This window comes from Rhodoferax sp. ZS1R8, from assembly GCF_056521325.1.
Genome location: NZ_JBWMBA010000002.1, coordinates 995,105 through 1,020,361, shown reverse-complemented (window position 1 = coordinate 1,020,361; position 25,257 = coordinate 995,105). Strand labels below are relative to the sequence as shown.

Genomic DNA, 25,257 nt, shown 5'->3' with positions numbered 1-25,257 from the left:
GCAAGCACCGTCAAAACGGGTTTGCACCACAACGGGGATATCAAAAAATGCACTGCATTGGTGCTCTTTTAGACATGCACCAAGATGGTGTTTTTTAGTCTGCGGGGCTCTAAGGCTATTCCAGTGGCATCCAGGGTCGCTCCACGGGTTGCCCCAGCAAGGGGTCGGCCGGAGATTGCAAAGCTACCGAAACCTGTACCGCATGGGCGCTACGCAACTCCTGCAACATGCACAGGCAATAGTGCGCAAACCACAGTGAAGAGAACGCAAAGACCAAGGTGTAAATCCAGATCGCAAGCGGCGCCAGGAATACGAACCACGGCGGAAAGAACGCGCCCGACGCCCACACCAGGCTGGGCGCGGCTCCCAGGTAACCGCACAGCACGCCCATGCCCAACAACTGAGGACGGTAGCGCTTGAGGATGGTGTGGCACTCCTCCTTGCTGGCATGGGTGGCCAACGCATCAAAGGCCATGACCCGGTAGGTCAACCAGCCCCAGATCAGCGGCGGCAACACCAGCACCAGCGGCGGCACAAACCACAACGGGATGGAGATCAGCAAAGCGATCAGCGCCAGCAGGCTGGACCCCAGTGACCAGGCTAGGCTGTGCAAAAACGTGGCGCCTTGCAGCGCTTCCAGGTTGGGGAATCGGCGCACGGCGACCAGGCGCACCAGCAGCGGCGTCATCAGCAGAGACACGACCAGGAGGCAAACCACCACGATGACAGGTGTGACCGTGAAGATGACAACCAGTGGTGCGAGCACAGTCTTGATGCGCCCCAGGCCCACACTGTCCAGCCAGGCCCAGCCATGGTTGACGAAAGCGGAGGACTCCAGCACCAGCCGGACCTGGTCCATCGCGTAGTCCCAGAACAGATAGCCCAGTCCCGTCGTCACGCCAATGACCAGCAGCAGCGGCAACAGGGACAGCAATATCACGCGTGGCCGCAAGCAGTACAGTGCGGCGCGCCAAAAGGCGTCAAGAAGCTGATTCATAGGGAAAGCATAACCCCGCGCAAACCGCTCCGCAGCCCAGACTACTACCCCCGACCAACCAAGCGCTTGAGGCCTAGCCACTGCTGGCTCCAAAACCCCCGGCCATAGTCCCTGCCCTGCTCCACCTGGTCACGCACACCGGTAGGGTCGAACCGGTGTTCGAAATTAGCGGTACCGAACAGCATGTCCCACCATGGCAACAGCACGCCAAAATTGGCGCCCCCCAACGTATTCTTACCGGCCGATTCGTGACCCAAGCCCACCGCGTGGTGCAAACGGTGAAAGCGCGGGCTGACCCACAAGCGCTCACCAACGCGGCCGAACCACACCCTGAGATTGGCATGCTGAAAGCTCTCGCTGAGCTGCGTCAAAGCGATGACAGCCACAAACTGCCCCGGCGCGATGCCGATAGCCTGTGCCAGCACCACCATCAGTACGTCGCGTACCAAATCATCCAGCAGGTGGTTCCGGTTGTCGCTCCACATCGTCATCTGGCGTTGCGCGTGGTGCAGCGAATGCAGGCGCCACCACCACTCGAACTGGTGCTGGCCACGGTGCACCCAGTAGTTGAAGAAATCCAGCACCACCAGGTAAAGCAGAAAACCGACGATGGGCACATCGGTCACACCAGGCCATACGGCATCGAGATGGAACGTCTCCCAGCCCCCCACTCGCAGCGAGCCAAACAGCGCGTCAAACAGTGGGGCCGTCGAAAAGAACAACACCAGGCGGAACAGACCCAACCGGTGAATAACGGTGTACAGCATGTCCGTTTGAATCGTGGTGCGGTCCCATATCGGCTCCACCGGGCGCCAGCGCTGCAGCGGGCCGATGACGGCGATCAGCACGGCAATCTGCAGCAGCCCCACCAGAAGCCAGCCGGTGGCGTCATAACCATCCTCCAGCACGCTGGCCAGGCCCATTTCGAACATGGCCGGCTGTATCAGCGCCTCAAACAGCCAGAGCTGGACGGTGCTGAAGAGGTCTACCAAACTGTCAACAAAAGCATTCACTGCAAAGTCACCTTTGAAAGAGTCTGCGAATCAACGGCTGTGCGCGGCAATCCAGCCCGTATAGGCCGGGTGTTCGCCCAGTGTCTGGAAACAAAAGCCCTGGGCCTTGAGCCCTACGATCAACGGCTCCAGCACCGCGGGCGCCCACGGGTCCCTGCGCGACCAGATGCCCAGATGGGCCATCAGGATATCGCCGCTGCGCACACCACGCAATGCCTTGGCCAACAAGGCGTCGTTGCTAGCGGTTTCGCTGGGCAATTCATCACCCAGGAAACCAGCCGCGGACCAGCCTACATGCGCATAACCGCAGGCCTTGGCGGCCTCAAGCAGCTGGGGCGAGGTCTTGCCGCCCGGCGCCCGGAACAGCGGCAGAGGCTTCTTGCCGGTAATGGCCTGCAGGCGCTGGGCGGCCTGGTCCAGCTGCGCGCAATACTGGGCAGCGGTCCAGGTGGATTCCTGCCCGTCTTGCGCACCGGCTGAAGGCCGCATGCGAAAGCGCACGGGCTCGCCCGGCAGATCGGCACGCCAGTAGACATGGTCCCAGGTATGGGATGCAAATTCATGGCCTTCAGCAGCGCGGGCTTTCCACCATGGCGCCCAGTCTTGACCCAGCGTGCCGTCGCCGGTCTTCGTGCGCTCGTTGGCTGCAAAAAAGGTGACCCGCACGCCATGGCGCTTCAACACCTCGGCCATCAGCGGGGCCACCTCCATGTGGCCAGTGTCCAGCGTCAGGTAGACAGGTTTATTACAAGCATTTTGGGCTGTAGCCCCCGCGCAGAGCGCGTAAGCAGCTACTAAAACGATAGCGATTTTTGCGATGCTGCCGGCCCGCATGAATACGCTCACACGGTCCTAACGACGCGCCGCATGGTCCAGCGTCCACACGCCGTGGGGTGACCGGCCCACTTTGACCTGGCGCACGATCTGGCGGGTGCTGGTGTCAATGACCGTGAGTTTGCCGGCCCAGCGCGACGTGACGTAGATAAAACGGCCATCGGCCGACACGTCCATGCAGTCTGGCCCGCTTGCCGCCGGATAGCTGTCTACGACCGCCATAGTTTGAAGATCGATCTTGCTGATGGTGTTGGCTACGCGGTTGCTGACCAACACGTGGCGCTTGTCGCCCATCGAACGAAAGGCGTGGGCACCCTTGGCGGTTTTGATGAGATGTTTCAGCTTCGGCACCGGACCACTCACGTCATACACCTCGACACCGTCGCCGCCGGTCAGGCCGACCAGTAACAGCTTGTCGTCCGGCGTACCGAATACGTCGGCCGGCATGGGTCCGGTCTTGATACGCCATTTGATGGTCTGTGTGGGCAAATCGATGGCGACCAGTTCGTCGCTGTCCTGCATGGTGCAAAAAATAGTGGTGCTGGTGCTGTCAATCCACAGGTGGCTGGGGGTTTTGCCAGTCAGTACGCGCTTGGCCAACACCATCTCGGTACCGTCCCAGTGGTAAATATCCACGTGGTTCAGACGGTTGGCGGCGGTCACGAACCACTTCATGTCCGGCGAGAAGCTCAGCTGGTAGGGGTCTAGCACGCCGCGCACGGTGCGTTGCACTTCGGCGGTCTTAGGATCGATAAAGGTCAGCGAGTCGCTCAGTGCGTTGGCAATGATGATGGACCGCTGATCCGGTGTCAGGTACATGTGGTGCGGCTCCTTGCCGGTGGCGATGCGCTTGGTCTCTTTCCAAGACACCGGGTCCACCACGCTGATGCTGGCGTCCAGGGAGTTCAACACAAAGAGCGGCGTAGCCTGGGCCCAGGCAGCGCCAGCAGGCAACGCAAGAACGCAGCCCAGAGCTGCCAACAAGAGCGCAAAACGGAGAAAAGATGGAGCTAGACGGCGACGGACCGAGGCAAACAGAGGGGCAATAGTCTTCACAGGCGATCACTTTTTGGGTAACCACGGATTTTAAGCCCCTGCGCCTTGATTTCCCGTTGTAGGTGCTCTCTATTGACGCAGATCAAAGACTTTCGGCAGCGGGCAGGGCTTTTGCCGTCAATTTCTGCAAATCATCGGCCCGCAACCACCGCCATTGCCCGGGCGCCAGGTCTTCTGGCAGCACCAGCGCGCCGATGCGCGAGCGGTGCAAGCCCTCGACCCGGTTTCCTACAGCGGCCAGCATGCGCTTGACCTGGTGGTATTTGCCCTCGGTCAATGTCAGGCGCAGGTGCAAGGCGGCACCATCGGGGTCGACGATCTCACAGGCCGCAGCCTTCACCGGCTTGGGGTCATCGTCCAGCACCACGCCGGCCAGCAGACGCTGCACCTGTTTGTCGTCCAGCGGGTGCTTGGCAGTCACTTCGTAAACCTTCGGGCTGTGTTTTTTGGGCGAACTCATCTGGTGGATGAACTGGCCGTCGTCGCTGAGCAGCAGCATGCCCGTCGTGTCCTGGTCTAGCCGGCCAACTGCCTGCACGCCCTGCACCGCACTTTTTTGCGGGCGCAACCGCAATGGCGACGGCAGCAGCGTGTAGATGCTGGGGTAGGTGGACGGCTTTTGCGAGCATTCCGTGCCCGCGGGCTTGTTCAGCAGCACATAGGCCTTCTCGAAATACTCCCAGTCCACACCCTGGACCCGAAAGCGTAGACCGGTTGCTGCGAATTCCATAGCGGAGTCAGTAACGGTGGCGGGGGCTACAGCCCCATTTGCCGTATAGACCTGGACATGACCCTGCTGTACCAGCCCCGCGCACACGCGCCGCGTGCCAAAACCCTGTGAATAAAGTATTTCCTGTAGTTGCATGGTGTCCGTTGGTATTTGGGGGCCAATGGTATCCGTTCGGACTAAGCACAAGGCGCAGAAACAGATGCATTTGCTTACAAACGGGATTAGACTGGGTTGACGAATACAAGCCACGCAGATGGCCCAACGCGCAGGGTGTGGATCTATGTTTTTTGCCTTATTTTTCGCTGCTGGCCTGGCTTTGGGTGCCGGCGTGCTGTTCCTCTACCAGCGCCGCAAAACGCGTGTGCAACGGCGCATACCGCGCGACTGGCCGCTGGCCGTGCGCCCGCTGGTCAATAACCGCGAAAAGCTGGTCTGGGTGTGGCTGGCCAAGGTCATGTTCGACCAGCAGATCTTGGTCAAACTGCCGGTCACACGCTTCACCGCCCCCAAACCGGGCACCGATGCCGCGCACTGGTACCACTTGCTCAACGGCGTCTACTGCTCGTTCACGGTATGCAGCATGGAGGGGAACATCATTGGATGCATCGACGTGCCAGGGCCGCAAGGCCTGTCGATGGGCAACCAGGCGCTCAAGCACAACCTGCTGTCACACTGCGGCATCCACTACCTGGTGGTAGACCCGGCCAACCTGCCCCACCTCATCCAGATCCGCACCGCATTCTTGGGCGAGCATGCGGCCCGCGGCACTGGTGGCAACAGCGAGCTGGAATCGCAATTCAAAGATGTGCGTGAGAACCTGCAGGCCATTGTTGGCCGCAAGCGCCAGGACCATGGTCAGCACGGCAAGAGCCAGGCCATGGCGCAACTGGATGCGGCCATGCCCAACACATCGGAATACGCAGACAGCCACCAGCTGGCACCGGGTTGGGAGCAGAACTCGTTTGTGACGCCGCTGGACAGCCGTTCGGCCGATCTGGGGCGGTAGCCGCTCGACAAAAAGGCGCTGAAAGTCGCTGCGGCGAGGCCTCAGGCCGGAGCCGACAAGGGCATCGACTGCTCGACCAGACCGGCATACAAGGCAGCCCCCAGCGGCAAAACATCGTCATTGAAGTCGTATCGCGTGTTGTGCAGTGCACAGTTCCCAACACCGTTCTCGGAACCCTGCCCCAGCCGCATGTAGGCTCCCGGCTTGACCTGCAGCATGAATGAAAAGTCCTCAGACCCCATGCTGGGCTCGAGGTCGCGGATCACGTGGTCTGGACCAACCAGGCTTTCTGCCACATCGCCGGCAAACCGGGTCTCCTCGACGGAGTTGATGGTTGCCGGGTAAATACGCTCATAGTGCACAGTGGCCGTCGCACCGAATCCCAAGGCCACGGCACTACACAACTCATTGAGCCTGCGCTCCACCAGATCTTGCACAGCGGGGTTAAACGTGCGCACGGTGCCGACCAGGGTTGCCTTTCCGGGGACGACGCTCATGGCGCCCAGATCGCCAGCCTGCATGGCGCAAATGCTGATGACGGCACTCTCGGTTGCGCGCACGTTGCGTGACACGATGCTCTGGATGGCGGTGATGATGTGGGCTGCGACGACGACCGGATCAATCGTCTGGTAGGGGTGGGCCCCGTGGCCGCCGCGGCCCGAAATCTCTATGGTGATGCGGTCGGCAGAGGCCATCATGGGACCGGTGGTCATCCCCACAGTACCGGGGCGCATGGCCGGCCAGTTGTGCATGCTGTACACGGACTGCACCGGGAACCGGTCGAACACGCCATCCTGCACCATGACGCGCGCACCGGCATAGCCCTCCTCGCCCGGCTGGAAAATCAATACCGCCGTGCCATCAAAATTGCGGGTCTCGGACAGGTAGCGGGCCGCACCGACCAGCATCGCAGTGTGGCCGTCGTGGCCGCATCCGTGCATCAGACCGTTTTTGGCTGACTTCCACGGAAAATCGTTGAGCTCGGTCATTGGCAGGGCATCCATATCCGCGCGCAAACCTACCATCTTGGTGCTATCACCACCCCGACCCTTGATGGTCGCCACCAAGCCGGTTTTACCGATGCCAGTATGGATGGCGTCCACACCACAGACCTGCAGCGATTCCTTGACGCGTGCCGCCGTGTACACCTCTTCAAATCCCAGCTCGGGATGGGCATGCAGGTCGCGCCGAAAGGCTGTGAGTTCGGGATGAAACTGTGAGATATGGGCAAAGGCCCGACCATTGGCCTTCAATACCGGCCCGGTGTGTGAAACTGTCATCAATCATTCCCTTCCAAACATGCCGTCGCACGGTGCTGGACAAGCCCAACATCCAGCGCATCCGCGCCCAGGTCAGGGAGTATCTGCGAAATCCTAGCAGAGCGCAGCAACCCCAGACCCCGGGATTTTCCCTGCGCAACAACACTCTGTGCAGAAGCTGCACAAGGCACGAAAGCTCACAGCTAGAATTCGGCCATACACGCTTAAACACCATGTTTTCATTCTTCCGATCCAAAAAGAAACCAGTGGTAGCGGCCCAAGAGGCCGCAGCCGCCGAAGCGCATGCAAAACGCATGGATCTGGAAGAACGCAAGGCGTTTCGCCAGGAAATGATGTACCAGTCCATCCGGGAGAGCTTCCTGGCGATGGAGGTCATCGGCAGCATGTACAAGTTCAAGGTCATGCCGGTGGACCTGCGCCACCACCGCTTTATTGCGATGATCGATGTGGCCAAGTCCTTCGTCACCGGCAAAGACGCCAAGACCAAGAGTTTTGCCGCACTGGAGAAGCTGATGCGCTCCAACGCCTACAAGCGTTTTGGTGTGCTGATCGAAGGCATTTACTGGCGCGTCAGCGAGACCGAAAGCCAGTTTGACCGCATGTCCCGCACCGCAGATGGTGCCGAGTCCGTCGTCGAAGGAACACCAGCAGCCAAGATCGTGCGCCAACGCCCTGCTGCGCCCACGATGGAGCAGGGCCAGTCCGAACAACCCTTGGCACGCCATGCCTACCAGCCCGTATCGGATGACGAGGCCGCTGCCTTCATGGAGGCCCTGCGCACCGGTGTCACCCCACCGCCAGTGCACGTGGGTGAATGGGAATACCAATCAGATCTGGCCCCGCTGGACAGCGGCATCATGATCGGTGGGACGCAGTACGGCAAGTTGCAGTAGCGACGCGGGCCGAACTGACCGCGCCCCTAGAATGGCGTAGTGAACGCGCCGCTTAGCCCCCATTCCTCCCGCCGCCCCATCCGAGAACTCTCCGACGAGCTGATCAGCCAGATCGCCGCCGGTGAAGTCGTAGAGCGCCCCGCCTCAGTCGTGCGCGAGCTGGTGGACAACGCGCTGGATGCCGGCGCCACCCAGATCACCGTGCGCTTGAGCGCAGGGGGTGTCCGCCTGATCAGTGTGGAGGACGACGGCATCGGCATACTGCCCGAAGAACTACCCCTGGCCTTTAGACGCCACGCCACCAGCAAGATCGGCAACCTGCAAGACCTGGAGTCTGTTGCCACGATGGGTTTTAGGGGCGAAGCGCTGGCTGCTATCAACTCCATAGCAGACTGCGCAGTACTGTCGAGGGCTAGCGGCCAGTCTGCCGCGCACCTGCTGGACGGACGCACCGGTGAACTCAAACCCGTGGCGCGCAGCCAGGGCACGACAGTTGAAGTGAAAGAACTGTTCTACAGCACGCCTGCACGCCGCAAGTTTTTGAAGACCGACGCCACCGAGCTATCCCATTGCATAGAGTCGGTCCGCCGCCACGCACTGGCCCGCCCCGATGTGGGTTTTGCCATCTGGCACGAGGGCAAGCTGGTCGAGCAATGGCGCCGCTGCGAAGACCCGTCGCTTGCCGCGAGACTGAACCAGCGGCTTGCTGACGTGCTGGGCGAAAACTTTATCGCGCAATCCATAGCCGTCGATTGGCGCCCCGCCAGCGTGGCCCGCGCACAGGGCGAGCAAGATGCCGAACCCAGCCAAGGCGCCAGCGCGCTGCGCATATGGGGCCGCGTAGGCATACCCGACGCCGCCCGCTCCCGCGCCGACCAGCAGTTTTGTTATGTGAACGGCCGCTTTGTCCGCGACAAGGTGCTGACCCACGCCGCCCGTAGCGCATACGAAGACGTGCTGCACGGCCACCGCCAGCCGATCTACGCGCTGTACCTGGCCATGGACCCGGCGAGGGTCGACGTCAATGTCCACCCCACCAAAATCGAAGTACGCTTTCGCGACAGCCGCGAAGTACACCAAGGCGTGCGACACGCCGTCGAAGACACGCTGGCCGCGCCGCGTGCAGGCAGCGCCACCGCCGCGAACAACTTGGGGGCACCAGACTCCGTAGCAGATGCCGTCACTAGGCTCCTGCCCCAAGGCTATATGCCCAATCGGGCTGCAGCCCCCATGTACCGTGCGCAACCAGCTATCAATTTCGGAGCACCCACAGAGCTGATCGGCCACCGCGTCAGCGACATCGGAGCACTCTGGCAACCAAGCACCACGCCCCAGGGTGGCTGGGCGGCACAGGGTTTTGCGCAGGCAAAGGAGGAGCCCGCACAGCGGGCGGGGGACACGGAGCAAAACCCTGTGCCGTCCAGCCACCCGGACCACGAAGTGCCAAAGGAAACCTGGCCCCTGGGCAGAGCCATAGCCCAATTGCAAGGCATCTACATCCTGGCCGAAAACACCCAAGGCCTGGTCATAGTCGACATGCACGCCGCCCACGAACGCATAGTCTACGAGCGCCTGAAGAACCAACTGGCCCAACAAACGGCAGAAGGCGCCAGCACCACGGTAGCCCAACTGACAAGCCAGCCCCTGCTGATACCCGCCACATTTGCCGCCACCCCCAGCGAGGTTGCCACCGCCGAAGCCCACTTCACGACCCTGCAAACGCTGGGCCTGGAGATCAGCCCCTTCTCCCCCAAGACCCTGGCCGTGCGCGCCGTGCCCACCGCCTTGGCAAAAGGCGATGCGGTCGAACTGGCCCGCAGCGTACTGGCCGAACTGGCCCAACACGAAGCCAGTACCGTCATCCAGCGCGCACAAAACGAACTGCTGGCCACGATGGCCTGCCACGGCGCCGTACGCGCCAACCGCAAGCTGACGATAGAAGAAATGAACGCCCTCTTGCGCCAGATGGAAGCCACCGAACGCAGCGACCAATGCAACCACGGCCGCCCCACCTGGCGCCAGCTCAGCATCCGTGAGCTGGACGCCCTCTTCCTGCGGGGGCGCTGAGCCTGCTTATCTGTGCAAACCAAACACTTCGCCCAACTGGTTGGGCTTTCCGCGCTGTGGGGCGCCTCCTTCATGCTGATCCGCATCGCCAGCCCGCTCTTGGGGCCCAATGTGCTGGCTGCGCTGCGTATCGGCATGGCCACACTGACACTGGCCGTGCTGATGCGCGCCATGCGCCACAGCTGGCCGACACAACACTGGCGTGAGCTGGCACTGATAGGCTTCTTGTCGGTGGCTGCCCCCTTTTTGCTGTTTGCGTGGGCGGCGCTCAAATTGCCGGCCGGCTACAGCGCGCTGCTGAACTCCACCGCCGTGGTGTTTGGCATCTTTGCGTCCGCCCTGTTCAAGGAAGATCGGCTCACGCTGCGCAAGCTCGTAGGCTGCGCTTTCGGTTTCGCGGGCGTGGGGCTGATCGTCGGCCTGGGGCCGGTAGAGCCGTCCGCCAGTGTGTACATCGCCGCACTGGCCTGTGTCACGGCCTCGGCCTGCTACGGCTTTTCCACACCGCTGATGAAGCGCGCGCTGAGCCGCATGCAGCCGCTGCAGATCGCGGCCGGCCTGCACGCGCTGTCGTTTGTGATGCTGATACCCGGTGCGGCCTGGAGTTGGCCGGCGGCGCAATTCACACCGATGGCACTGCTGGCCGTGGTCATCATGGGGGTGGTCACATCCGGCATTGCCTACTGGATGCACATCCGCATCCTGGCCCATGTGTCCTCGGTGGCAGCCATGAGCCCAACCTTCATGATCCCGGTGTTTGGCGTCATCTGGGGCCATGTTTTCCTGGGTGAGGCGCTGGGCACCGGCATTTTTGCCGGGGGCGCGCTGGTTTTGCTGGCCAGCGCGTTGATAACCGGCTTTAACCCTTGGCAGAAGTGGCTGGATGTTGCAGATACGAAACTGTGACCCAAGAAAACTATGAAAAAATTTTCAAATCCCGTCAACGGGCGGCAGAATGCCCTCGTTGTGTAGAAGCCTCCGGTTCTCGGAGTCGACCAACAAAGCTTTGAAAGGCTACTGAAAATGAACAAAGTCCTCGCTACCCTGATCGCCGGTTTGTTTGCTACTGGTGCATTTGCTGCCGCACACGGCGGCGCCATGCCTGCAGCTTCGGGTCCTGCCGCTGCCAAGCCTGCTGCAACAGCTCCTGCTGCTGCTCCAGCTCCAGCAGCTGCACCAGCTGCTGATGCAGCTCCAGCCAAGAAGGCTACCAAGAAGTCCAAGCGCTCCAAGAAGGCCGCTGCCAAGACAGAAGCTACGAAGTAATCCTTCGCCTTCCGCAAAAAAGCCCGCAATTGCGGGCTTTTTTGCGTCTGGCAGGGCTTGTTCTGCCCTCAATGGGCGGCAGCGGCGGCCTCTGCCCCAGCATTGTTGCCCCGCGCGGCAGGCGCGGAGCGCGCGGGCCGTGCCAGCCAGACAAAGGGAATCAGCGTCAGGAAGATCAGCGCCGACCCAAAGAACACGTCGTTGGCCGCCAGCATATAGGCCTGCTGGTCCACCATGCGGTTGATCGAACCCAGGGCTTGCTCGGTGCTCATGCCCGATACACCCAAGCCAGCGATGGCACTCGTTGCCGCCACGCTGCCCTGGTTGACCAATTCTGACAGCTGCGCATGGTGCAGCGCCGCACGGTCTTGCCACACGGTGATAGCAATCGAAGTGCCAAACGAGCCGCCCACCATGCGCGCAAAACCCGACAGGCCTGAGGCCGACGCAATCTTGTCCGGCGGAATGCCCCCCAAAATGATGGACATCAGCGGGATGAAGAAGAACGCCACGGCCACGCCCTGCACGATGGTAGGCACCATCACCGTTGCAAAATCCGCCTGGGTGTTGAAGTGCGAACGCATGAACAGCACCAGCGCAAAAACACAGAAGGCAAAGGTCGTCAACGCGCGCGGATCGTATTTGGATATGTTTTTACCCACCCACGGCGACAAAACAATCGCCAACAGCCCCACTGGCGCCATCAGCATGCCCGCCTGCGTGGACGTGTAGCCCATGAACTGCTGCAACCACAGCGGCAGCAGCACCAGGTTACCCATGAACAGGCTGTAGGCCACGGCCATGGCAACGGTGCCAGTCCAGAAGTTGCGACGCGCCAGCAGCCGCAGGTCCACCACCGGGTGGGCGTCGGTCATCTCCCAGGCTACAAAGAACGCAAAGCCAATCAGCGCGGCAACGCCCAGTGCTATTACCTCCGGCGAGTGGAACCAATCCAGCTCGTGGCCCTTGTCCAGCATGATCTGCAGCGAGCCCACCGCAATCACCAGCAAAGCCAAGCCCACCTTGTCGATCGGCAGTTGCTTAGTCGGCGTTTCCCGCTTCTTGTAGATCGTCCACGTGATGAAAGCTGCTGCCAGACCCACCGGAATATTGATGTAAAAAATCCAACCCCAGTGCATGTGGTCCGTGATCCAGCCCCCCAAGAGCGGCCCCATGACCGGCGCCACCAAAGTGGTCATCGCCCACAAAGCCATAGCCATACCCGCCATGGCCGGCGGGTAGCTCGAAAGCAGCAGTGCCTGGGCCAGCGGCATCATCGGTCCGGCCACAAAACCCTGCACGGCACGCATGCCAATCAGCGTCGTCATATTGGGCGCCAGGCCGCACAGGAAGGAGCTCAGCACAAAGAGCAACACGCTCATCGTGAACAGGCGCACCTGGCCAAAACGCTGCGACAACCAGCCGGTTAGCGGCAGCGAGATCGCATTGGCCACCCCAAAGCTGGTGATGACCCAGGTGCCCTGGTTGGGGCTGACCCCCAAGTCACCCGCGATGGCAGGCAAGGAAACATTGGCAATTGACGAATCCAGCACGTTCATGAACGTGGCGGCCGATAGCGCAATCGTGCCCCACAGCCGGGCCGAGCCCTGCAGTGGTGGCAGCGGCAACAAGCTGTTAGCGGTGCTCATGCTTGGCAGACCCGGCGTTGGCGGCAATCACACGTTCCACCTCGCTGCTGGCATCTTTGTCCAGGCTGGCAAACACCTGGGTCTGCACGCTGGAGGCCGCGCGCGGTGCATCGGCCAGCGCCTTGCCGCTCTGGTCGGTGACGTCCACCGTGGCTTCCATCGACAAACCTACGCGCAGCGGGTTTTGTGCCACTTGCTGCGGGTCCAGCGCGACGCGCACGGGCACGCGCTGCACCACCTTGATCCAGTTGCCAGTGGCGTTTTGCGCGGGCAGCAGCGCAAATGCGGCACCCGTTCCAGCGCCCAGGCCGGCGACCTTGCCCTTGTATTCCACCTTGCGGCCATACAGGTCAGCGGTCAGCGTCACGGGTTGGCCTATGCGGATATTGCGCAACTGCACTTCCTTGAAATTGGCATCGACCCACAGCTGGTTCAGCGCGATCAGCGACATCACCGGCGCACCGGCGGCCACGCGCTGGCCGAGCTGGACCGTGCGCTTGGCGACATAGCCGTCCACCGGCGCGGGCAAGGCCGCACGGTGCAGTGCCAGATAGGCCTCGCGCACGCGGGCCGCGGCCACCATGACGCTGGGGTGGTTGGCGATGCTGGTGCCGTCTGTCAGGGCCTGGTTGCCGGTGAGCTGCGCGCGCGCTGCGGCCACACCAGCCTGGGCGGAAGCCAACGCATTCTTGGCGTTGTCCAGTTGCGATTGCGCGTGGTTCAGCTCTTCCTTGGACACGGCGCCGTTGCCGGCCAGCGACTTGCGGCGGTTCAGGTCGTCGGTGGCGCGGGCGATCTCGGTCTGGGCCTTGCCAATGTCGGACTCACGCAGCGTGATCTGCGCGCCCAGCGTGCCGTTGTTGGCGTACAGCGCACGCACCTGGCGCACGGCCTGGGCCAGGTTGGCCTCGGCTTGCTCCAGCGCGACCTTGGTGTCGGCCGGGTCCAGTTGCACCAGCGGCTGGCCGGCTTTCACAAAATCGGTGTCGTCAGCCATGATGGCCGTGACCGTGCCACCAATCTGCGGCGTGATCTGGATCACATTGCCCTGCACATAGGCGTTGTCGGTGGCCTCTTCATGACGACCTGAATACCATTCATAGCCGCCCCAGGCCAGGCCGACGAGCACGGCGATGGTGACGCCGGTCAGGGCTTTTTTACGGGCGGAATTTGCGGGTGCAGCAGATGCGGCTGGTGCTGCTGCGGGGGCATTGTTTGTGGGTGCGTTCATGGTTTTGCAGTCGAAATGGGGGAAGAAGGGTTGGTGCTGGCGAGGCCGTTGCTGGCATGGGCGGCGGTGTTGGCGCTGTAGCCACCGCCCAGCGCGCGTATCAGCTGCACCTGGGTGTCCAGCGCGCGGGCGGCCAGGTCCACCGCGAGGCGGCGCTGGGCCAGCACGGTAGTCTCGGCGCTGAGCACATTGAGGTAGTTGCCCAGGCCAGCCTTGTAGCGCTGGTTGGCAATGGCGTAGGCCGATTCGGCCGAGGTCTGCGCAGCAGCCTGCTCAGCCTGCTGGCGGGCGATGGCGCGCGCAGAAGTCAACTGGTCGGCCACGTCATGCACGGCGTCAATGACCAGCGTGTTGTAGCTTTCGACCGCTGCGTCCAGATCGGCCGTCTTGCCACGCAGGTTGGCACGCAGGCGGCCGCCTTCGAAGATCGGCAAACGGATCGCCGGTCCCACGCCCCACTGGTCGCTGCCGGACTGCAGCAGCCGGTCAAAACCGATGCTGGAGAAACCGGCGAAGGCCACCAGGTTGATGTTGGGGTAGAACTGGGCGCGGGCATTGTCCACATCGTGTGTGGCGGCTTCCACACGCCAGCGCGCGGCGGCAATGTCAGCCCGACGACCCAGCAGGTCCAACGGGATGTGCTGCGCTACCGCTATGGATTTGATAGCTGCTTGTGGGCGCTGCTCAAGGGCTAGCTGCACATTTGGTTGTGCAGTCAGAGCTGCCAGTGCATTCAGTGCCAGGGCCTTTTGCTCTTGCAGGGTTTCGATCTGCAGCCGCGCATCGGGCAAGGCGCTGTCGCTTTGCTGCAGCTCCAGTTGCGTGTCCAGACCGGCGGTCACGCGGTCTTGCACCAGCGACTTGGATTGCGTGCGCTGCTCCAGCGTGCGCTCGGCCACGGCAATCTGCGCCTGGATGCGCAGCAGGCCAAAGTAGCTGCGGGCCACGTTGCTGGCCAGCAGCATCCGGGCGGCCTCGGCGTCGGCCTGCGCTGCGCGCACCTGGCCCAGGGACGCTTCCAGCGCCGCGCGGTTCTTGCCGAAGAAATCCAGCTCCCAGCTGGCAGTGGCCCGCAGGTCGCCGGTGTTGAGGATGGCGCCGCCCAACGGGGGCGGGTAGATGCTGTTGGCACTGAAGCGCTGGCGTGTCAGGTCGGTGCTGCCGTTGAGTTGCGGTAACTCGGCGCCACGGATGGCATCGCTGCCGGCCTGCACGCGGGCTAACCGTGACTGGGCGGCGCGCAGGTTGGGGCTGTTGGCGATGGCTTTGTCGACCAATTGATTCAGCTGCTCGTCGCCAAAGGCGCGCCACCACTGCGGGTCGATGGCGGGGGTGGATGCCTGGGTGGTTGCTGTGGCGGTTAGGCCCAGCGCGTCGGCATCCAAGGCCTTGGCTTGGGGAGTGATGCCAGACAGGTCGGCACAGGCACTCAAGCCAGCCAATACCAGCACCGACAGGGCTGACATGGCCAGTGGGCGCCAGCGCGGCGCGGCAGGCTGGGGTTTAGAGAGAAGGGCTGTCATGCGGAGCGTTGCTTTCTGAAAGGTTGGCGTTGTGCAGGATGCGGCGCAGAAGACTCTTCAGCGTCTCGAATTCGGACTCGGAAAAACCGGCGAGGTAGGCGTTTTGCACGCGGCTCAGCACCTCGGGTATCTCTTTGGCGGCGGCCCGGCCGTCGTCGGTCAGGCTGATGGTCACCACGCGGCGGTCGGTGGCGCTGCGCTCGCGGCGCAGCAGGCCCTTGGCCTCCATCCGGTCCAGCATGCGGGTCATGGCACCGGCGTCCAAGCGGCAGGAACGGGCCAGTTCGGCGCCCGTGGTGGCATTGCCGATGTACAGCTTGAACAGTGGAATCCACTGCGCGTTTGTCAACTCGGTGTGCGCGAGTTGGCGCTCTACTTCCTGGGCCACGGTGTTGAGGATTTGGCGCATCAGGTAACCGATGCTCTCTTCGGGGTCATAACCCTCGGCCCGGTAGAAACACGCGGGCTGGCCTGCGGGGGAAGGATGGGCTGGGGGTGGCACAGAATTCTGCATGGCGGCGATATTAATTGCCTAGGCAACTATTGTCAAGGCATTGATTTGGCACCAAAACGGGGAGCGACGAGCCCCTTTCGTAGAATGGCGGGCCCATGTCCCTGCACTCCCCCCTGCAACACCCCGAACCCGCCAGCGCGCGCATCACAACGGAAATCTCCGCCCTGTGGCAGCTGGCCTGGCCTATTCTGGTGGGGCAACTCGCAAACGTGGGCATGGCTGTGGCCGATGTGGCGATGGCCGGGCACGCCTCTGCGCAAGACCTGGCGGGCGTCGCACTGGGCTCGTCGATTTGGGTGATCGTCATGGTGACGCTGATGGGCATCATGATGTCGGTCAACCCCACGGTAGCGCACCACGTGGGGGCCGAGGAGTTTTCCAGGGTGCCGCATGTCGTGCGCCAGGGCTTGTGGAAGGGGCTGGGCGTGGGCCTGGTGGCCTTGGTGCTGGCCAACGTGGCAGCGCTGGTGTTTGACCACATGGAGATGGAGCCCGTGGTGCACGGCATTGCGACGCGCTTTGTGCGGGTTGCCAGCTTTGCGCTGCCCGCGTTTGCCTGCTACCGCGTGCTGTATGGCTACAGCGCCAGCCTGAACCAGACCAAGCCGATGATGGCGATCGCTATCGTTGCGCTGCTGCTGAACTGTTTGCTGAACTGGGTGCTGATCTACGGCCACTTTGGTTTTCCCAAGCTGGGCGGCGTGGGTTGCGCCTGGGCGACGATGCTGTGCACCTGGTTCAACCTGGTCGGCCTCTTGTGGTGGATGCGGCGCAGCCCGGCCTACCGCAGCACTTGGCCTTTTGACCGCTTTGAAGGGCCGCACCGTGAAAAGGTAAAGAGTCTGCTGATGCTGGGGCTACCGATTGGCGTCACCTATTTTGCAGAAAGCAGCGCCTTCAGCCTGATCGCGCTCTTGGTGGCCCACTTTGGCAGCGCCCAGGTGGCGGCCCACCAGATAGCACTGAATTTTTCGTCGCTCGTTTTCATGCTGCCGCTGAGCCTGGGCGTTGCGCTGCTGAGCCGCGTGGGCCACGCGCTGGGCGCGGGTGACCCGGAAGCTGCGCGCTTTCGCTCTGCGGTGGGTGTGGCGCTGGCTGTGGGCCTTGCGGCACTGACGGCCGCGCTGATGGCGGTGTTCAACCACCAAATTGCCGCCCTGTACACGCTCGATACCACCGTGGCCGATATGGCCGCAAGCCTGCTGTTTCTGGCGGCACTGTTTCAGGTGTCGGATGCGGCCCAGGTGTCCACCAGCTGCGCCATCCGCGGCTACAAGGTGACGCGCGCGCCCATGGTCATCCACTTGACCGCCTTCTGGGTATTTGCGCTACCGCTAGGCTGCGTACTGGGCCTGGCGCCCGCATGGCTGCCATGGCGCCCCGCCCACCCCATGCAGGCCCAGGGATTCTGGATTGCGCTGGTCGTGGGGCTGACCGTGGCGGCGGGAGGCCTGGGCTTCTTGCTGCGCCGCGTAGCCGACCAACATGTGCGGGCGGCCCATGCTGTCCCCTAGCGCCCACACCTCCACACCCACACGCATGCCGCCGGCACTGATCGTGCTGACGCTGGCGCTGCTGCTGGGCATACAACCCATCACCACCGACCTCTACCTGCCCGCACTGCCGGGGCTGACGCAAGAGCTGGGCGCCAGCATGGCGCAAGCGCAGCTGACGCTGACCGCCCTGCTGCTGGCCTTTGGCGTGTCGCAGCTGTTCTGGGGGCCGCTGTCGGACCGGTTTGGGCGGCGGCCCGTGCTGCTGATCGGCCTGACGGGCTACGTGCTTGCCTCGCTGGGCAGTGCGTTTTCACCCAGCATGGATGCGCTGATCGTCTGGCGTGCGGTGCAGGGTGCGGCCATGGGCGCGGCGGTGATGTGCGCACGCGCCATCGTGCGCGACCTGTACACGCCGGTGCAAGGTGTCAGCGTAATGTCCAAGGGCCTGAGCGGCCTGGGCGTTATCGCCTGCCTGAGTGCGCCGCTGGGCGGCCTGCTGACGGCGCTGTTCAACTGGCACGCGGCACTGCTGGCGCTATCGGTGTTTGGTGCTGCAAGCCTTGCCCTGATCGCGCTACGCTTTGAAGAAACCATTCCGGCCAAGAACCCGCTGGCGCTGCGATTCGGCACGCTGATGCGCACCTGGCTCGGCATTGTGCGCAACCCCACCTTCCTGGCCTTTACCGCGCTGTCCACCTTTGCCTACAGCGGCCTGTTCACCTTTCTGGCGTCGTCGTCCTTTGTGTTTATTCGCGTGCTGGGCCTCTCCACCACGCAGTATGGGCTGGTGATGTTTGCCAACTCGTTCATCTACCTCTTGGGCACGTTTTTGTGCCGGCGCCTGCTGCTGCGCTTTGGCGTGCGCCGCGCCGTGACCATTGGCGGGGCGCTGACGCTGGCAGGTGGCGGCACCGTGGCAGCGCTGGCCTTTGCCGGTGTGCAATCGGTGTGGGCGATTGAAGTGCCGTTTGCGCTGTTCATGCTGGCGCACGGCATCCACAACCCGTGTGGGCAAAGCGGTGCGGTCGGCCCGTTCCCGCAGGCCGCCGGAGCTGCTTCGGCATTGAATGGCTTTCTGGCCATGGTCAGCGCATTCGCCACCGGCCAGTGGCTGGGCGCGCACATGGATGGCACGACCGGCCCGCTGGTCATCGGCATTCTGTTCTGGAGCGTGCTGATTGCGCTCGCCGCATGGACACTGGTACAACGCCATGGCAAATCCTGACGACAGCACCCTGCCCTTTTACATCTGCCTGGCCGGCCCCACGGCCTCGGGCAAGACCGCCGCCGCACTGGCGATAGCGCAAGAGCATGCCTGCGAGATCATCAGCGTGGACTCGGCCCTGGTCTACCGTGGCATGGACATCGGAACGGCCAAGCCCAACGCGGCCGAGCTGGCCCAGGTGCCCCACCACCTGATCGACATCCGCGACCCGCTGCAGGCCTACAGCGCCGCCGAGTTTGTGCGCGATGCCAAAGCTTTGATCACCGACATCGCCGCGCGCGGCAAGCTGCCGCTGCTGGTGGGCGGCACCATGCTGTATTTCAAGGCGCTGTTCGACGGGCTGGACGATATGCCAGCTGCCGACCCGGCTGTGCGCGCGGTGCTGGAGCAGGAAGCGGCCGACAAGGGTTGGCCTGCGATGCACGCCGAGTTGGCCCAAGTTGACCCCATCACAGCCCAACGCTTGGCGCCCATGGACAGCCAGCGCATACAGCGTGCGCTGGAGGTGTACCGCGTGTCCGGCCTGCCCCTGTCTCGCTTCCATGCCTCCAAAGATGCTACAAAATCAGGAGCTGCTTACGCACAGCCGGCGAGGGCTAGCGGCCTGATTTCCTTGGAGCCACTGGACAGAACCTGGTTGCACGGCCGCATCGCCCAGCGCTTTGACACCATGCTGGAACAAGGCTTTGTGGATGAGGTGCGGGCCCTGCGCGCGCGGGGTGACCTGAACCCGGATCTGCCGTCGATGCGGTGCGTGGGCTACCGCCAGGCATGGGAGGCACTGGATGCGTATGAAACGTCATGCTCTGCTGGCCCTTTACCGACTGCGCAATTGCGAGAGCTGGGCATCATCGCCACCCGCCAGTTGGCCAAGCGGCAAATCACGTGGCTGCGGTCGATGCCAGAGCGCCACGTGGTGGCCGCGGATCAACCAGGGGCACTGGAGGCGGTACTGCGCCGGGTACGCATGATGCGGGTCGAATCGCGGTAGCGGTCCACGATCCATGTCAGAGATAAATCAGCTCACATACGCACCTGCGTCCACATACTCGACCTTAGTGCCTGCAAACCCGTCGTACAGATGCCTATGGGTTTTATAAGACCAAGCATCATCGCGCTCGTAGTACCCCGACACCCATGCCTGTAAATTCGCCAGCATGGAATTCTGCTGCTCCAGGCTTGCGTACTTGTTCGGCTCCCATGGGCGGCGCATATTGTTTGCAAGGCATGCCTCCATGCCCGGGTTGAGAAACACTAGCTTGGTGCAGTGTGCAGATGCTGCTTCAATAAGGTCGCCGTAGCAACCCTCAATAACCCACGACGCGTTGCCCAACATAAACGTCTCCAGCGACGCAGAAATGTCTGCGTGTAAGCGCTGGACGGCAATACTTTTAGGCTCCCAAACAATGGAATCGAGATCGAGGTGCGCAAGTCCGTACCGCAGGGCCAGTGACTGCGAGTAGGTGCTCTTGCCGGAGCCCGAGTTTCCGAAAACGAGAATTTTCATGCGACTTCACGTGAAGTTGACCGGACCACAACAACTTGCGGCGAGGCCGCTTCCTGCTGTTGTGGGACCGTGTCAATTGACTTGTTATCCCTCATTGGCAGCTTCCACGATTTCAAGTTCATTCTCGGCTGCCCACATGCGCAAAGCGTCGCGCACGGCTGCAGTTTCATAGGCATGCCAGTCCTCCAGGCGAGCGCGCTCTTCAAGCAAGTCCTTGAACTGGGCGTACGCTCCTGCCCGTGCGAAGAAGCTCCTCACCCGTTCATGGCTCTCTGGAAGCGATTGCTGCACAAACGCCAGCGCAAGACTTCGACCCAAGTCCAGTTCCCCCTTGCTCGGAACGGGAAGGTACAAAGTCTCGTTATCCACATCTTCAGGCGGCTCTTCACCTTGATCATCGAAATCAGTAACCAGCCAGATTCGACCAGATGCGCGACTCACATACGCTGCATCTTCATAGGGTCCGGTCGCGTTCACCCAATCAAAGGCGTCCGTGAGTTCCGAGAGTTTGACGCGTGCGGTCATTTCAACTTGAGGGATAACGTAAAAGTGAGGGGCGACCGGAGCGAAGCGCGGGCAACCATAAGCGCAGCTTGTGGCCGTCCCTCTCGACTGCCATGTTATGCGTGGATTTCTATCATTGAAACGACGGTAGCCCGATATTCTTCGCCGACGAGGCCAAGATTTTGGTGATAACGAAAACCGGATGCTTTAACTTGCGCTGCTTCAAGGGCTAACGAGGCATGCTGTTTCGCGGTAACCGCGTTCTGTAGAGCTTGATGAATTAGGCTTGTTGCAGCGTGCCATTTGAATTTGCTTACGGGAAACGCTAGGTCGCCCTTTCGCTCATCGAGGACGGACAAAGCCTCAACATACTCGGAGGTGATCTTCTCCGTCGCGACGAGGAATGGATAGTCGACGTATGTATGGGTTCTTTGGCTTGGCTTGGCTCTCTCGATAGCAAGAATGTCCTTCATTGCTTTTATGGCAACGACAACATGATTGGTCGAAAGCAGCGCTATCACCCTTGCGCTTAGAGCGCGCACGTCATAAAAGCTAGACTTCTTTGTTTCGAAATACAGCTCAACAAGCCGAATTGCAATCGATGGTTTGCTCCTTGCAATAGTGAAGGCTTGAATAACAAGATATTGGTCCCGCTGCGCACGGGCACGCGCCAACTTAGCGAAGAAATCTACCTCTATCTCTTCATTCCAATTCTCCTGCCTATACCAGTCGGTAGCCATTCGGTTATGCAGAATGTTTGCGCTGTCCGGCACGCTGCTGCTGCTGCGCGTCCGCGACAAGCAACATGTTATGCGTCCGCTGGAAAAAGGCTTGCATATGTTGGGTCACCGTATTCCCATTTCACCCCTTTCGCGACGAGGTAGCTTCGTACCGCGTCCAGGGCCAAACTTGACGGAATATTGACTGAGACGTACTTGGGATTCATGCCTTCGTAACTGCAGCCGAGGGACACCAGACCTTGTAGCACTAGATCGGATCCGTTGCCGTCGGCCAGGGGTGGGTTAAAAATGACACGAACAGTGCGATTTCCCGCCTTCCTAACGACCGACTGAAACGTGGGAAATCCTTCTTCGCTTGAGAACGGCGCAAACACCACGTCTTCCCAAGAAACCCCATAGGCCCAGAACGGTGAATTATCGAGGCGGTAGTTGTCACCGCCAAGGTTGGTAGCCCAAAGCGTTTCCACTTCGGCTGATCCGTCTTCGTTCGGTACGCGAAAGAGCACCTTGGCATTTGATTTCGCTGCGCTACTCATGACGGACAACAAGGCTGTAAAGAAACTATAGCGTACGTAGCGACAGCAGACTTTCGGGGGTACTCGAACCCTTCCCTTGCCTGAGATCGTGGCGTATACGTCGTTCTTATGCGTAGGAGTTTGGTGCGATTCATACAAATTTCGCCAAGGAGGATTTTTTACAGCCTGAACCGTCAGAGCTCAGCTGGCGGCGAAGCCGTCCGCTGGAGCGAAAGGTTGGGCATCACCCGGCGGGCAGGTTGCTCCACCAACGACGTCGTGCCGCGCAGCGAAAGCCCGACGTAGGTTTCAGCGACGCCCTCGATCTCTCCATCTGGCAACTTGATCTGAAAGACGGTCATTTCTTGACTTCCGCCCAAGGTCCATTCCTTATCGGTAATAGAACCACCCAGAGCCTCGATCTCGGCAGCAAGTCGAGCCAACAGCGCGTCGTCGTATTGAGAGCCAAGCACGATCTCTGTCATGGTGCTGCCCAACGTCGGCGCTGCCCGGCACGCAGCCGGCACCGCGAAGCGGCACTCTTCTGCTGTGTGTCCGTGACGAGCACCTTGTTAAACGGCTTGTGGCCAATTGATTTGCACCTTTCGACTGTTTGCAAGACAGTCGCGCAGGTACAAGTTAATTAGACTCTGATAGGGGACGCCGGATTCATCGGCCATTCCTTTGAAATAGTCCACAACATCTTCGGAAAGGCGCATGGTCACAGGCTTCTTAAGCTTGGACGCGTATGGGTTCTTGCGCGACCTCAGTTTGGAAAGATCGTATTCAGCTCTCATGTGATTCCACCTCGATAAAACGCGCTTTCGCGCTTGGTCGCCTTGCGTGCTGAGATGATGCGAATAACTGCACCATGCTCCCGTTCGCAATGGCAAACGATGAGCAGCTTTGCCCCCGAGCTCATACCAAGCATCAGGAAGCGCTCTTCGTCGGATGAGTGATCGTCATCGAAAAACTGCACACCAAATTCGTCGAAGAAAATTGACTTCGCCTCTTCGAAAGACACATGATGCTTCTTGAGATTTGCAGCGGCTTTGGGCTCATCCCATTCGAACTTAATCATACGTACATTGTATTTACCGGTCGCAACAAGTCAAGCCGTGAAAAAAGCAGCCGTTTAGCGTAATGTATTTTGCAAAGCCTGCAAATTACCCTGGTCGCTGCGTATTAATCTGGCCACGAAACTCTCCTTTGAAGGGCTTACATATTGTTTTTTCGATCAGTTATTTGTATAGATACACAGTTATCAGATCGTCCATGAAACCACGCAACCCTCAGCTGCTGCAGCGATGTAAACACTACGATGGACTACACCCGTGTACTCAAGGTGACCGCTGGCGGTACCAGCAGCCCTCTGGATTCGCTAATGACTAACGCTTAGCCACAATTGATACAACAAATGTAGCAATACATTCAATATTGACAAGGGCTAGCAGCCCATTCCATCAATCGACCTTGGCCCCAGACGCCTTGACCACACTCTGGTACCTGGCCATTTCACTCTTCATGAATGCACCAAACTGCTCTGGCGTGCTGGGCACCGGCTCAGCCATCAGCCCAGCAAAACGGCTCTGCGCCTCCGGAGTATTCAGCGCAGCAACAAACGCGGTATTGAGCTTGGCGATCACCTCCTTGGGCGTGCCGGCAGGTGCCACCAGACCCCACCAGGTATCAATCGCAAAGCCCTTGAGCGTATCTGCCACAGGTGGCACATCGGGCAAGGCGGATGAGCGCGTGGGCGTGGTCACAGCCAAGGCCTTCAGCTTGCCGGACTTGATGCCCGGCGCGGCAGTAGCCAGGTTGTCGAAATTGAAATCCACCTGGCCACTGAGCAGCGCAAACTGCGCTGGATTGCCGCCGTTGTACGGAATGTGCAACGCAAAGATGCCGGCCTGGGCCTTGAACATCTCGCCCGCCAGATGGCCGGCGCTGCCATTGCCGCCGCTGGCGTAGTTCAGCTTGCCCGGGTTGGCCTTGGCGTAGGCGATCAGGTCTTTGACGCTGTTGATTTTCAGGCGCTGGGCCGTTTCGGCGTTGACCACCAGCACATTGGGCACGCGGACCATCTGCGTGATGGGTGCAAAGTCTGTGGCGGCGTTGTACGGCATCTTTGCGTACAACCAGGGGTTAACCGCATGCGTGGCGGTGGTGGCAATGCCAATGGTCAGGCCGTCTGGCGCGGCCTTGGCCACCACGTCGGCACCGATGTTGCCGCCTGCGCCGGGCTTGTTGTCGATGATGACGGTGCCCAGGGTGTCTTTTACGCGCTCGGCCAACACCCGCGCCGTCACATCAATCGGCCCACCAGCCGCGTACGGCACGACCAGCCTTATCGGGCGGCTTTGCGCCCAGACCGTGTTGACGGTACCAAGGGTGGCTGCGGCTGCCACGGCCGAAAGGGTCAGGGTTTTAAGTAAGGTTCTGCGGTGGGTCATCCAGCCATTGTGCCTCCACTATCATTGCGCAATTCCCTACGAACCTGCAGATCAAAACCTTAAGCAAACACTATGGCGACACGCCAGTGTTTGCCAACGTATCACTCGACGTAGCGCCTGGCGAATTTGTCGCCATCGTTGGCGAATCCGGCGTCGGCAAATCCACACTGTTGAATTGCATGGCCGGGCTGGACAGCTGGGACAGCGGCTCCGTGCTGCTGGACGGTACTGACTTGGGCCAGCTGGACGATGATGCGCGAGCACTGCTGCGCCGAAAGAAGGTGGGCTTTGTGTTCCAGGCCTTTCACGTGCTGGGCCACCTGGATGTGGCACAAAACGTGGGGCTGCCGCTGCTGCTGTTGGGCACCCCGGACGACGCACGCGTGCAGGCCATGCTCGAAGCCGTAGGCCTGCAAGGCATGGGTGGACGCCTGCCGCAGCAACTCAGCGGCGGCCAGTTGCAGCGGGTGGCTATTGCCCGCGCGCTGGTGCACCGCCCCATGTTGCTGCTGGCCGACGAGCCCACCGGTAACCTGGACCCTTCCACTGCCACCAAGGTCATGGAAGCGCTGGTGGCGCAAACCCGCGCCCACGGGACGTCCTTGGTGCTCGTTACGCACTCCGAAGCCGCCACCGCGCGTGCCGACCGGGTATTGCAACTAAAAGTGGACGGTATTGCAGCTTTTAAAGGCTGAACGCTGTTTGTTGTTTACAAGTGGTTGCAAATGGCGTAGTGCCATTAGTCCTTATGGACTATT

General features: G+C 61.3%; 27 protein-coding genes. 9 read left to right on the top strand and 18 right to left on the bottom strand.

The genetic code is table 11. The features are described 5' to 3' along the window. Positions 1 to 115: 115 nt before the first annotated feature. The 5 genes from AC097P_RS10765 to AC097P_RS10745 all read right to left on the bottom strand — a co-directional run bounded on the left by AC097P_RS10765 (position 116) and on the right by AC097P_RS10745 (position 4,765). On the bottom strand, positions 116 to 997 hold the full coding sequence (locus tag AC097P_RS10765) for an EI24 domain-containing protein (RefSeq protein ID WP_479610387.1): 882 nt from the start codon (positions 995 to 997) through the stop codon (positions 116 to 118). A 44-nt stretch (positions 998 to 1,041) separates the two neighbouring features. Beyond that, the gene (locus AC097P_RS10760) at positions 1,042 to 2,010 is read right to left on the bottom strand and encodes a sterol desaturase family protein (protein WP_479610386.1); all 969 of its coding nucleotides are present in this window, start codon (positions 2,008 to 2,010) and stop codon (positions 1,042 to 1,044) included. 30 nt (positions 2,011 to 2,040) lie between these two features. Continuing rightward, positions 2,041 to 2,844, bottom strand: a complete 804-nt coding sequence (locus AC097P_RS10755) for a polysaccharide deacetylase family protein (RefSeq protein ID WP_479610441.1) — start codon at positions 2,842 to 2,844, stop codon at positions 2,041 to 2,043. Positions 2,845 to 2,862: 18 nt separating this feature from the next. Continuing rightward, positions 2,863 to 3,828 (bottom strand): YVTN family beta-propeller repeat protein, encoded by a 966-nt coding sequence (locus tag AC097P_RS10750; protein ID WP_479610440.1) that lies wholly within the window; start codon positions 3,826 to 3,828, stop codon positions 2,863 to 2,865. 154 nt (positions 3,829 to 3,982) lie between these two features. Next, positions 3,983 to 4,765 carry a 16S rRNA pseudouridine(516) synthase gene (locus AC097P_RS10745; protein WP_479610385.1) on the bottom strand — a complete coding sequence of 261 codons (783 nt, stop codon included), beginning with the start codon at positions 4,763 to 4,765 and terminating at the stop codon, positions 3,983 to 3,985. Positions 4,766 to 4,910: 145 nt separating this feature from the next. On the opposite strand from AC097P_RS10745, the gene AC097P_RS10740 reads away from it, so the two are divergent. Further along, complete coding sequence (locus tag AC097P_RS10740) at positions 4,911 to 5,636, top strand: hypothetical protein (protein WP_479610384.1); 726 nt, start codon at positions 4,911 to 4,913, stop codon at positions 5,634 to 5,636. Between the two features lie 41 nt (positions 5,637 to 5,677). Here the strand turns inward: AC097P_RS10740 and AC097P_RS10735 are convergent, their stop codons facing one another. After that, the gene (locus AC097P_RS10735; RefSeq protein ID WP_479610383.1) at positions 5,678 to 6,916 is read right to left on the bottom strand and encodes a M20 aminoacylase family protein; all 1,239 of its coding nucleotides are present in this window, start codon (positions 6,914 to 6,916) and stop codon (positions 5,678 to 5,680) included. A gap of 212 nt (positions 6,917 to 7,128) precedes the next feature. Here AC097P_RS10735 and AC097P_RS10730 point away from each other — a divergent pair, with 212 nt between their 5' ends. The 4 genes from AC097P_RS10730 to AC097P_RS10715 all read left to right on the top strand — a co-directional run bounded on the left by AC097P_RS10730 (position 7,129) and on the right by AC097P_RS10715 (position 11,142). After that, positions 7,129 to 7,809 carry a hypothetical protein gene (locus AC097P_RS10730; RefSeq protein ID WP_479610382.1) on the top strand — a complete coding sequence of 227 codons (681 nt, stop codon included), beginning with the start codon at positions 7,129 to 7,131 and terminating at the stop codon, positions 7,807 to 7,809. Between the two features lie 39 nt (positions 7,810 to 7,848). Continuing rightward, positions 7,849 to 9,876, top strand: a complete 2,028-nt coding sequence (gene mutL / locus AC097P_RS10725; protein WP_479610381.1) for a DNA mismatch repair endonuclease MutL — start codon at positions 7,849 to 7,851, stop codon at positions 9,874 to 9,876. A 12-nt stretch (positions 9,877 to 9,888) separates the two neighbouring features. Beyond that, positions 9,889 to 10,782 (top strand): DMT family transporter, encoded by an 894-nt coding sequence (locus AC097P_RS10720; RefSeq protein WP_479610380.1) that lies wholly within the window; start codon positions 9,889 to 9,891, stop codon positions 10,780 to 10,782. A 117-nt stretch (positions 10,783 to 10,899) separates the two neighbouring features. Further along, positions 10,900 to 11,142, top strand: a complete 243-nt coding sequence (locus tag AC097P_RS10715) for a cell envelope biogenesis protein TolA (protein WP_479610379.1) — start codon at positions 10,900 to 10,902, stop codon at positions 11,140 to 11,142. Between the two features lie 68 nt (positions 11,143 to 11,210). Here AC097P_RS10715 and AC097P_RS10710 read toward each other — a convergent pair whose 3' ends face one another. The 4 genes from AC097P_RS10710 to AC097P_RS10695 are packed head-to-tail and all read right to left on the bottom strand — an operon-like array spanning position 11,211 to position 16,059. Then, positions 11,211 to 12,791, bottom strand: coding sequence for a DHA2 family efflux MFS transporter permease subunit (locus AC097P_RS10710; RefSeq protein ID WP_479610378.1), 1,581 nt, complete (start codon positions 12,789 to 12,791; stop codon positions 11,211 to 11,213). Beyond that, positions 12,778 to 14,022, bottom strand: a complete 1,245-nt coding sequence (locus tag AC097P_RS10705; RefSeq protein ID WP_479610377.1) for an EmrA/EmrK family multidrug efflux transporter periplasmic adaptor subunit — start codon at positions 14,020 to 14,022, stop codon at positions 12,778 to 12,780. Before AC097P_RS10705 ends, AC097P_RS10710 begins: the two co-directional genes overlap by 14 nt. After that, positions 14,019 to 15,545: an efflux transporter outer membrane subunit gene (locus AC097P_RS10700; RefSeq protein ID WP_479610376.1), complete on the bottom strand. Its 1,527-nt coding sequence runs from the start codon at positions 15,543 to 15,545 to the stop codon at positions 14,019 to 14,021. Before AC097P_RS10700 ends, AC097P_RS10705 begins: the two co-directional genes overlap by 4 nt. After that, entirely contained in the window at positions 15,526 to 16,059 is a 534-nt protein-coding gene (locus AC097P_RS10695; RefSeq protein ID WP_479610375.1) for a MarR family winged helix-turn-helix transcriptional regulator, read from the bottom strand. The genes AC097P_RS10700 and AC097P_RS10695 overlap by 20 nt, the downstream gene beginning before the upstream one ends. Positions 16,060 to 16,154: 95 nt before the next feature. On the opposite strand from AC097P_RS10695, the gene AC097P_RS10690 reads away from it, so the two are divergent. From AC097P_RS10690 to miaA, 3 genes are read left to right on the top strand one after another with little or no spacing between them, the layout of a single operon-like run. Next, entirely contained in the window at positions 16,155 to 17,573 is a 1,419-nt protein-coding gene (locus tag AC097P_RS10690; protein ID WP_479610374.1) for an MATE family efflux transporter, read from the top strand. Continuing rightward, positions 17,560 to 18,780 carry a multidrug effflux MFS transporter gene (locus tag AC097P_RS10685; protein WP_479610373.1) on the top strand — a complete coding sequence of 407 codons (1,221 nt, stop codon included), beginning with the start codon at positions 17,560 to 17,562 and terminating at the stop codon, positions 18,778 to 18,780. Before AC097P_RS10690 ends, AC097P_RS10685 begins: the two co-directional genes overlap by 14 nt. Beyond that, entirely contained in the window at positions 18,767 to 19,771 is a 1,005-nt protein-coding gene (miaA, locus tag AC097P_RS10680) for a tRNA (adenosine(37)-N6)-dimethylallyltransferase MiaA (RefSeq protein ID WP_479610372.1), read from the top strand. Before AC097P_RS10685 ends, miaA begins: the two co-directional genes overlap by 14 nt. A 27-nt stretch (positions 19,772 to 19,798) precedes the next feature. On the opposite strand, the gene AC097P_RS10675 is transcribed toward miaA, so the two are convergent. The 8 genes from AC097P_RS10675 to AC097P_RS10640 form a co-directional block, all read right to left on the bottom strand. Then, positions 19,799 to 20,287: a P-loop NTPase family protein gene (locus tag AC097P_RS10675; protein ID WP_479610371.1), complete on the bottom strand. Its 489-nt coding sequence runs from the start codon at positions 20,285 to 20,287 to the stop codon at positions 19,799 to 19,801. 84 nt (positions 20,288 to 20,371) lie between these two features. Beyond that, positions 20,372 to 20,812, bottom strand: a complete 441-nt coding sequence (locus tag AC097P_RS10670) for a hypothetical protein (protein WP_479610370.1) — start codon at positions 20,810 to 20,812, stop codon at positions 20,372 to 20,374. A 95-nt stretch (positions 20,813 to 20,907) separates the two neighbouring features. Next, positions 20,908 to 21,531 (bottom strand): hypothetical protein, encoded by a 624-nt coding sequence (locus AC097P_RS10665; protein ID WP_479610369.1) that lies wholly within the window; start codon positions 21,529 to 21,531, stop codon positions 20,908 to 20,910. 68 nt (positions 21,532 to 21,599) lie between these two features. Continuing rightward, positions 21,600 to 22,079, bottom strand: coding sequence for a DUF4265 domain-containing protein (locus tag AC097P_RS10660; protein ID WP_479610368.1), 480 nt, complete (start codon positions 22,077 to 22,079; stop codon positions 21,600 to 21,602). Between the two features lie 161 nt (positions 22,080 to 22,240). Next, positions 22,241 to 22,531: a hypothetical protein gene (locus tag AC097P_RS10655; RefSeq protein WP_479610367.1), complete on the bottom strand. Its 291-nt coding sequence runs from the start codon at positions 22,529 to 22,531 to the stop codon at positions 22,241 to 22,243. Positions 22,532 to 22,618: 87 nt separating this feature from the next. Beyond that, positions 22,619 to 22,843, bottom strand: a complete 225-nt coding sequence (locus tag AC097P_RS10650; RefSeq protein WP_479610366.1) for a BrnA antitoxin family protein — start codon at positions 22,841 to 22,843, stop codon at positions 22,619 to 22,621. Continuing rightward, entirely contained in the window at positions 22,840 to 23,127 is a 288-nt protein-coding gene (locus tag AC097P_RS10645; RefSeq protein ID WP_479610365.1) for a BrnT family toxin, read from the bottom strand. Before AC097P_RS10645 ends, AC097P_RS10650 begins: the two co-directional genes overlap by 4 nt. A 382-nt stretch (positions 23,128 to 23,509) precedes the next feature. After that, complete coding sequence (locus AC097P_RS10640) at positions 23,510 to 24,499, bottom strand: Bug family tripartite tricarboxylate transporter substrate binding protein (protein WP_479610364.1); 990 nt, start codon at positions 24,497 to 24,499, stop codon at positions 23,510 to 23,512. Between the two features lie 86 nt (positions 24,500 to 24,585). Between AC097P_RS10640 and AC097P_RS10635 the strand changes: the two genes are divergently transcribed. Further along, the gene (locus AC097P_RS10635) at positions 24,586 to 25,194 is read left to right on the top strand and encodes an ABC transporter ATP-binding protein (protein WP_479610363.1); all 609 of its coding nucleotides are present in this window, start codon (positions 24,586 to 24,588) and stop codon (positions 25,192 to 25,194) included. Positions 25,195 to 25,257: the final 63 nt, after the last annotated feature.

Excerpts from the sequence above, each read along its gene's own strand:
- AC097P_RS10705 (WP_479610377.1), bottom strand. The coding sequence starts at position 14,022 with ATGAACGCACCCACAAACAATGCCCCCGCAGCAGCACCAGCCGCATCT.
- AC097P_RS10740 (WP_479610384.1), top strand. The coding sequence starts at position 4,911 with ATGTTTTTTGCCTTATTTTTCGCTGCTGGCCTGGCTTTGGGTGCCGGC.
- miaA (WP_479610372.1), top strand. The coding sequence starts at position 18,767 with ATGGCAAATCCTGACGACAGCACCCTGCCCTTTTACATCTGCCTGGCC.
- AC097P_RS10655 (WP_479610367.1), bottom strand. The coding sequence starts at position 22,531 with ATGACAGAGATCGTGCTTGGCTCTCAATACGACGACGCGCTGTTGGCT.
- AC097P_RS10710 (WP_479610378.1), bottom strand. The coding sequence starts at position 12,791 with ATGAGCACCGCTAACAGCTTGTTGCCGCTGCCACCACTGCAGGGCTCG.
- AC097P_RS10695 (WP_479610375.1), bottom strand. The coding sequence starts at position 16,059 with ATGCAGAATTCTGTGCCACCCCCAGCCCATCCTTCCCCCGCAGGCCAG.
- AC097P_RS10765 (WP_479610387.1), bottom strand. The coding sequence starts at position 997 with ATGAATCAGCTTCTTGACGCCTTTTGGCGCGCCGCACTGTACTGCTTG.
- AC097P_RS10730 (WP_479610382.1), top strand. The coding sequence starts at position 7,129 with ATGTTTTCATTCTTCCGATCCAAAAAGAAACCAGTGGTAGCGGCCCAA.
- AC097P_RS10755 (WP_479610441.1), bottom strand. The coding sequence starts at position 2,844 with ATGCGGGCCGGCAGCATCGCAAAAATCGCTATCGTTTTAGTAGCTGCT.
- AC097P_RS10745 (WP_479610385.1), bottom strand. The coding sequence starts at position 4,765 with ATGCAACTACAGGAAATACTTTATTCACAGGGTTTTGGCACGCGGCGC.
- AC097P_RS10690 (WP_479610374.1), top strand. The coding sequence starts at position 16,155 with ATGTCCCTGCACTCCCCCCTGCAACACCCCGAACCCGCCAGCGCGCGC.
- AC097P_RS10665 (WP_479610369.1), bottom strand. The coding sequence starts at position 21,531 with ATGGCTACCGACTGGTATAGGCAGGAGAATTGGAATGAAGAGATAGAG.
- AC097P_RS10670 (WP_479610370.1), bottom strand. The coding sequence starts at position 20,812 with ATGACCGCACGCGTCAAACTCTCGGAACTCACGGACGCCTTTGATTGG.
- AC097P_RS10735 (WP_479610383.1), bottom strand. The coding sequence starts at position 6,916 with ATGACAGTTTCACACACCGGGCCGGTATTGAAGGCCAATGGTCGGGCC.
- AC097P_RS10715 (WP_479610379.1), top strand. The coding sequence starts at position 10,900 with ATGAACAAAGTCCTCGCTACCCTGATCGCCGGTTTGTTTGCTACTGGT.
- AC097P_RS10645 (WP_479610365.1), bottom strand. The coding sequence starts at position 23,127 with ATGATTAAGTTCGAATGGGATGAGCCCAAAGCCGCTGCAAATCTCAAG.
- AC097P_RS10650 (WP_479610366.1), bottom strand. The coding sequence starts at position 22,843 with ATGAGAGCTGAATACGATCTTTCCAAACTGAGGTCGCGCAAGAACCCA.
- AC097P_RS10700 (WP_479610376.1), bottom strand. The coding sequence starts at position 15,545 with ATGACAGCCCTTCTCTCTAAACCCCAGCCTGCCGCGCCGCGCTGGCGC.
- AC097P_RS10685 (WP_479610373.1), top strand. The coding sequence starts at position 17,560 with ATGCTGTCCCCTAGCGCCCACACCTCCACACCCACACGCATGCCGCCG.
- AC097P_RS10640 (WP_479610364.1), bottom strand. The coding sequence starts at position 24,499 with ATGACCCACCGCAGAACCTTACTTAAAACCCTGACCCTTTCGGCCGTG.
- AC097P_RS10675 (WP_479610371.1), bottom strand. The coding sequence starts at position 20,287 with ATGAAAATTCTCGTTTTCGGAAACTCGGGCTCCGGCAAGAGCACCTAC.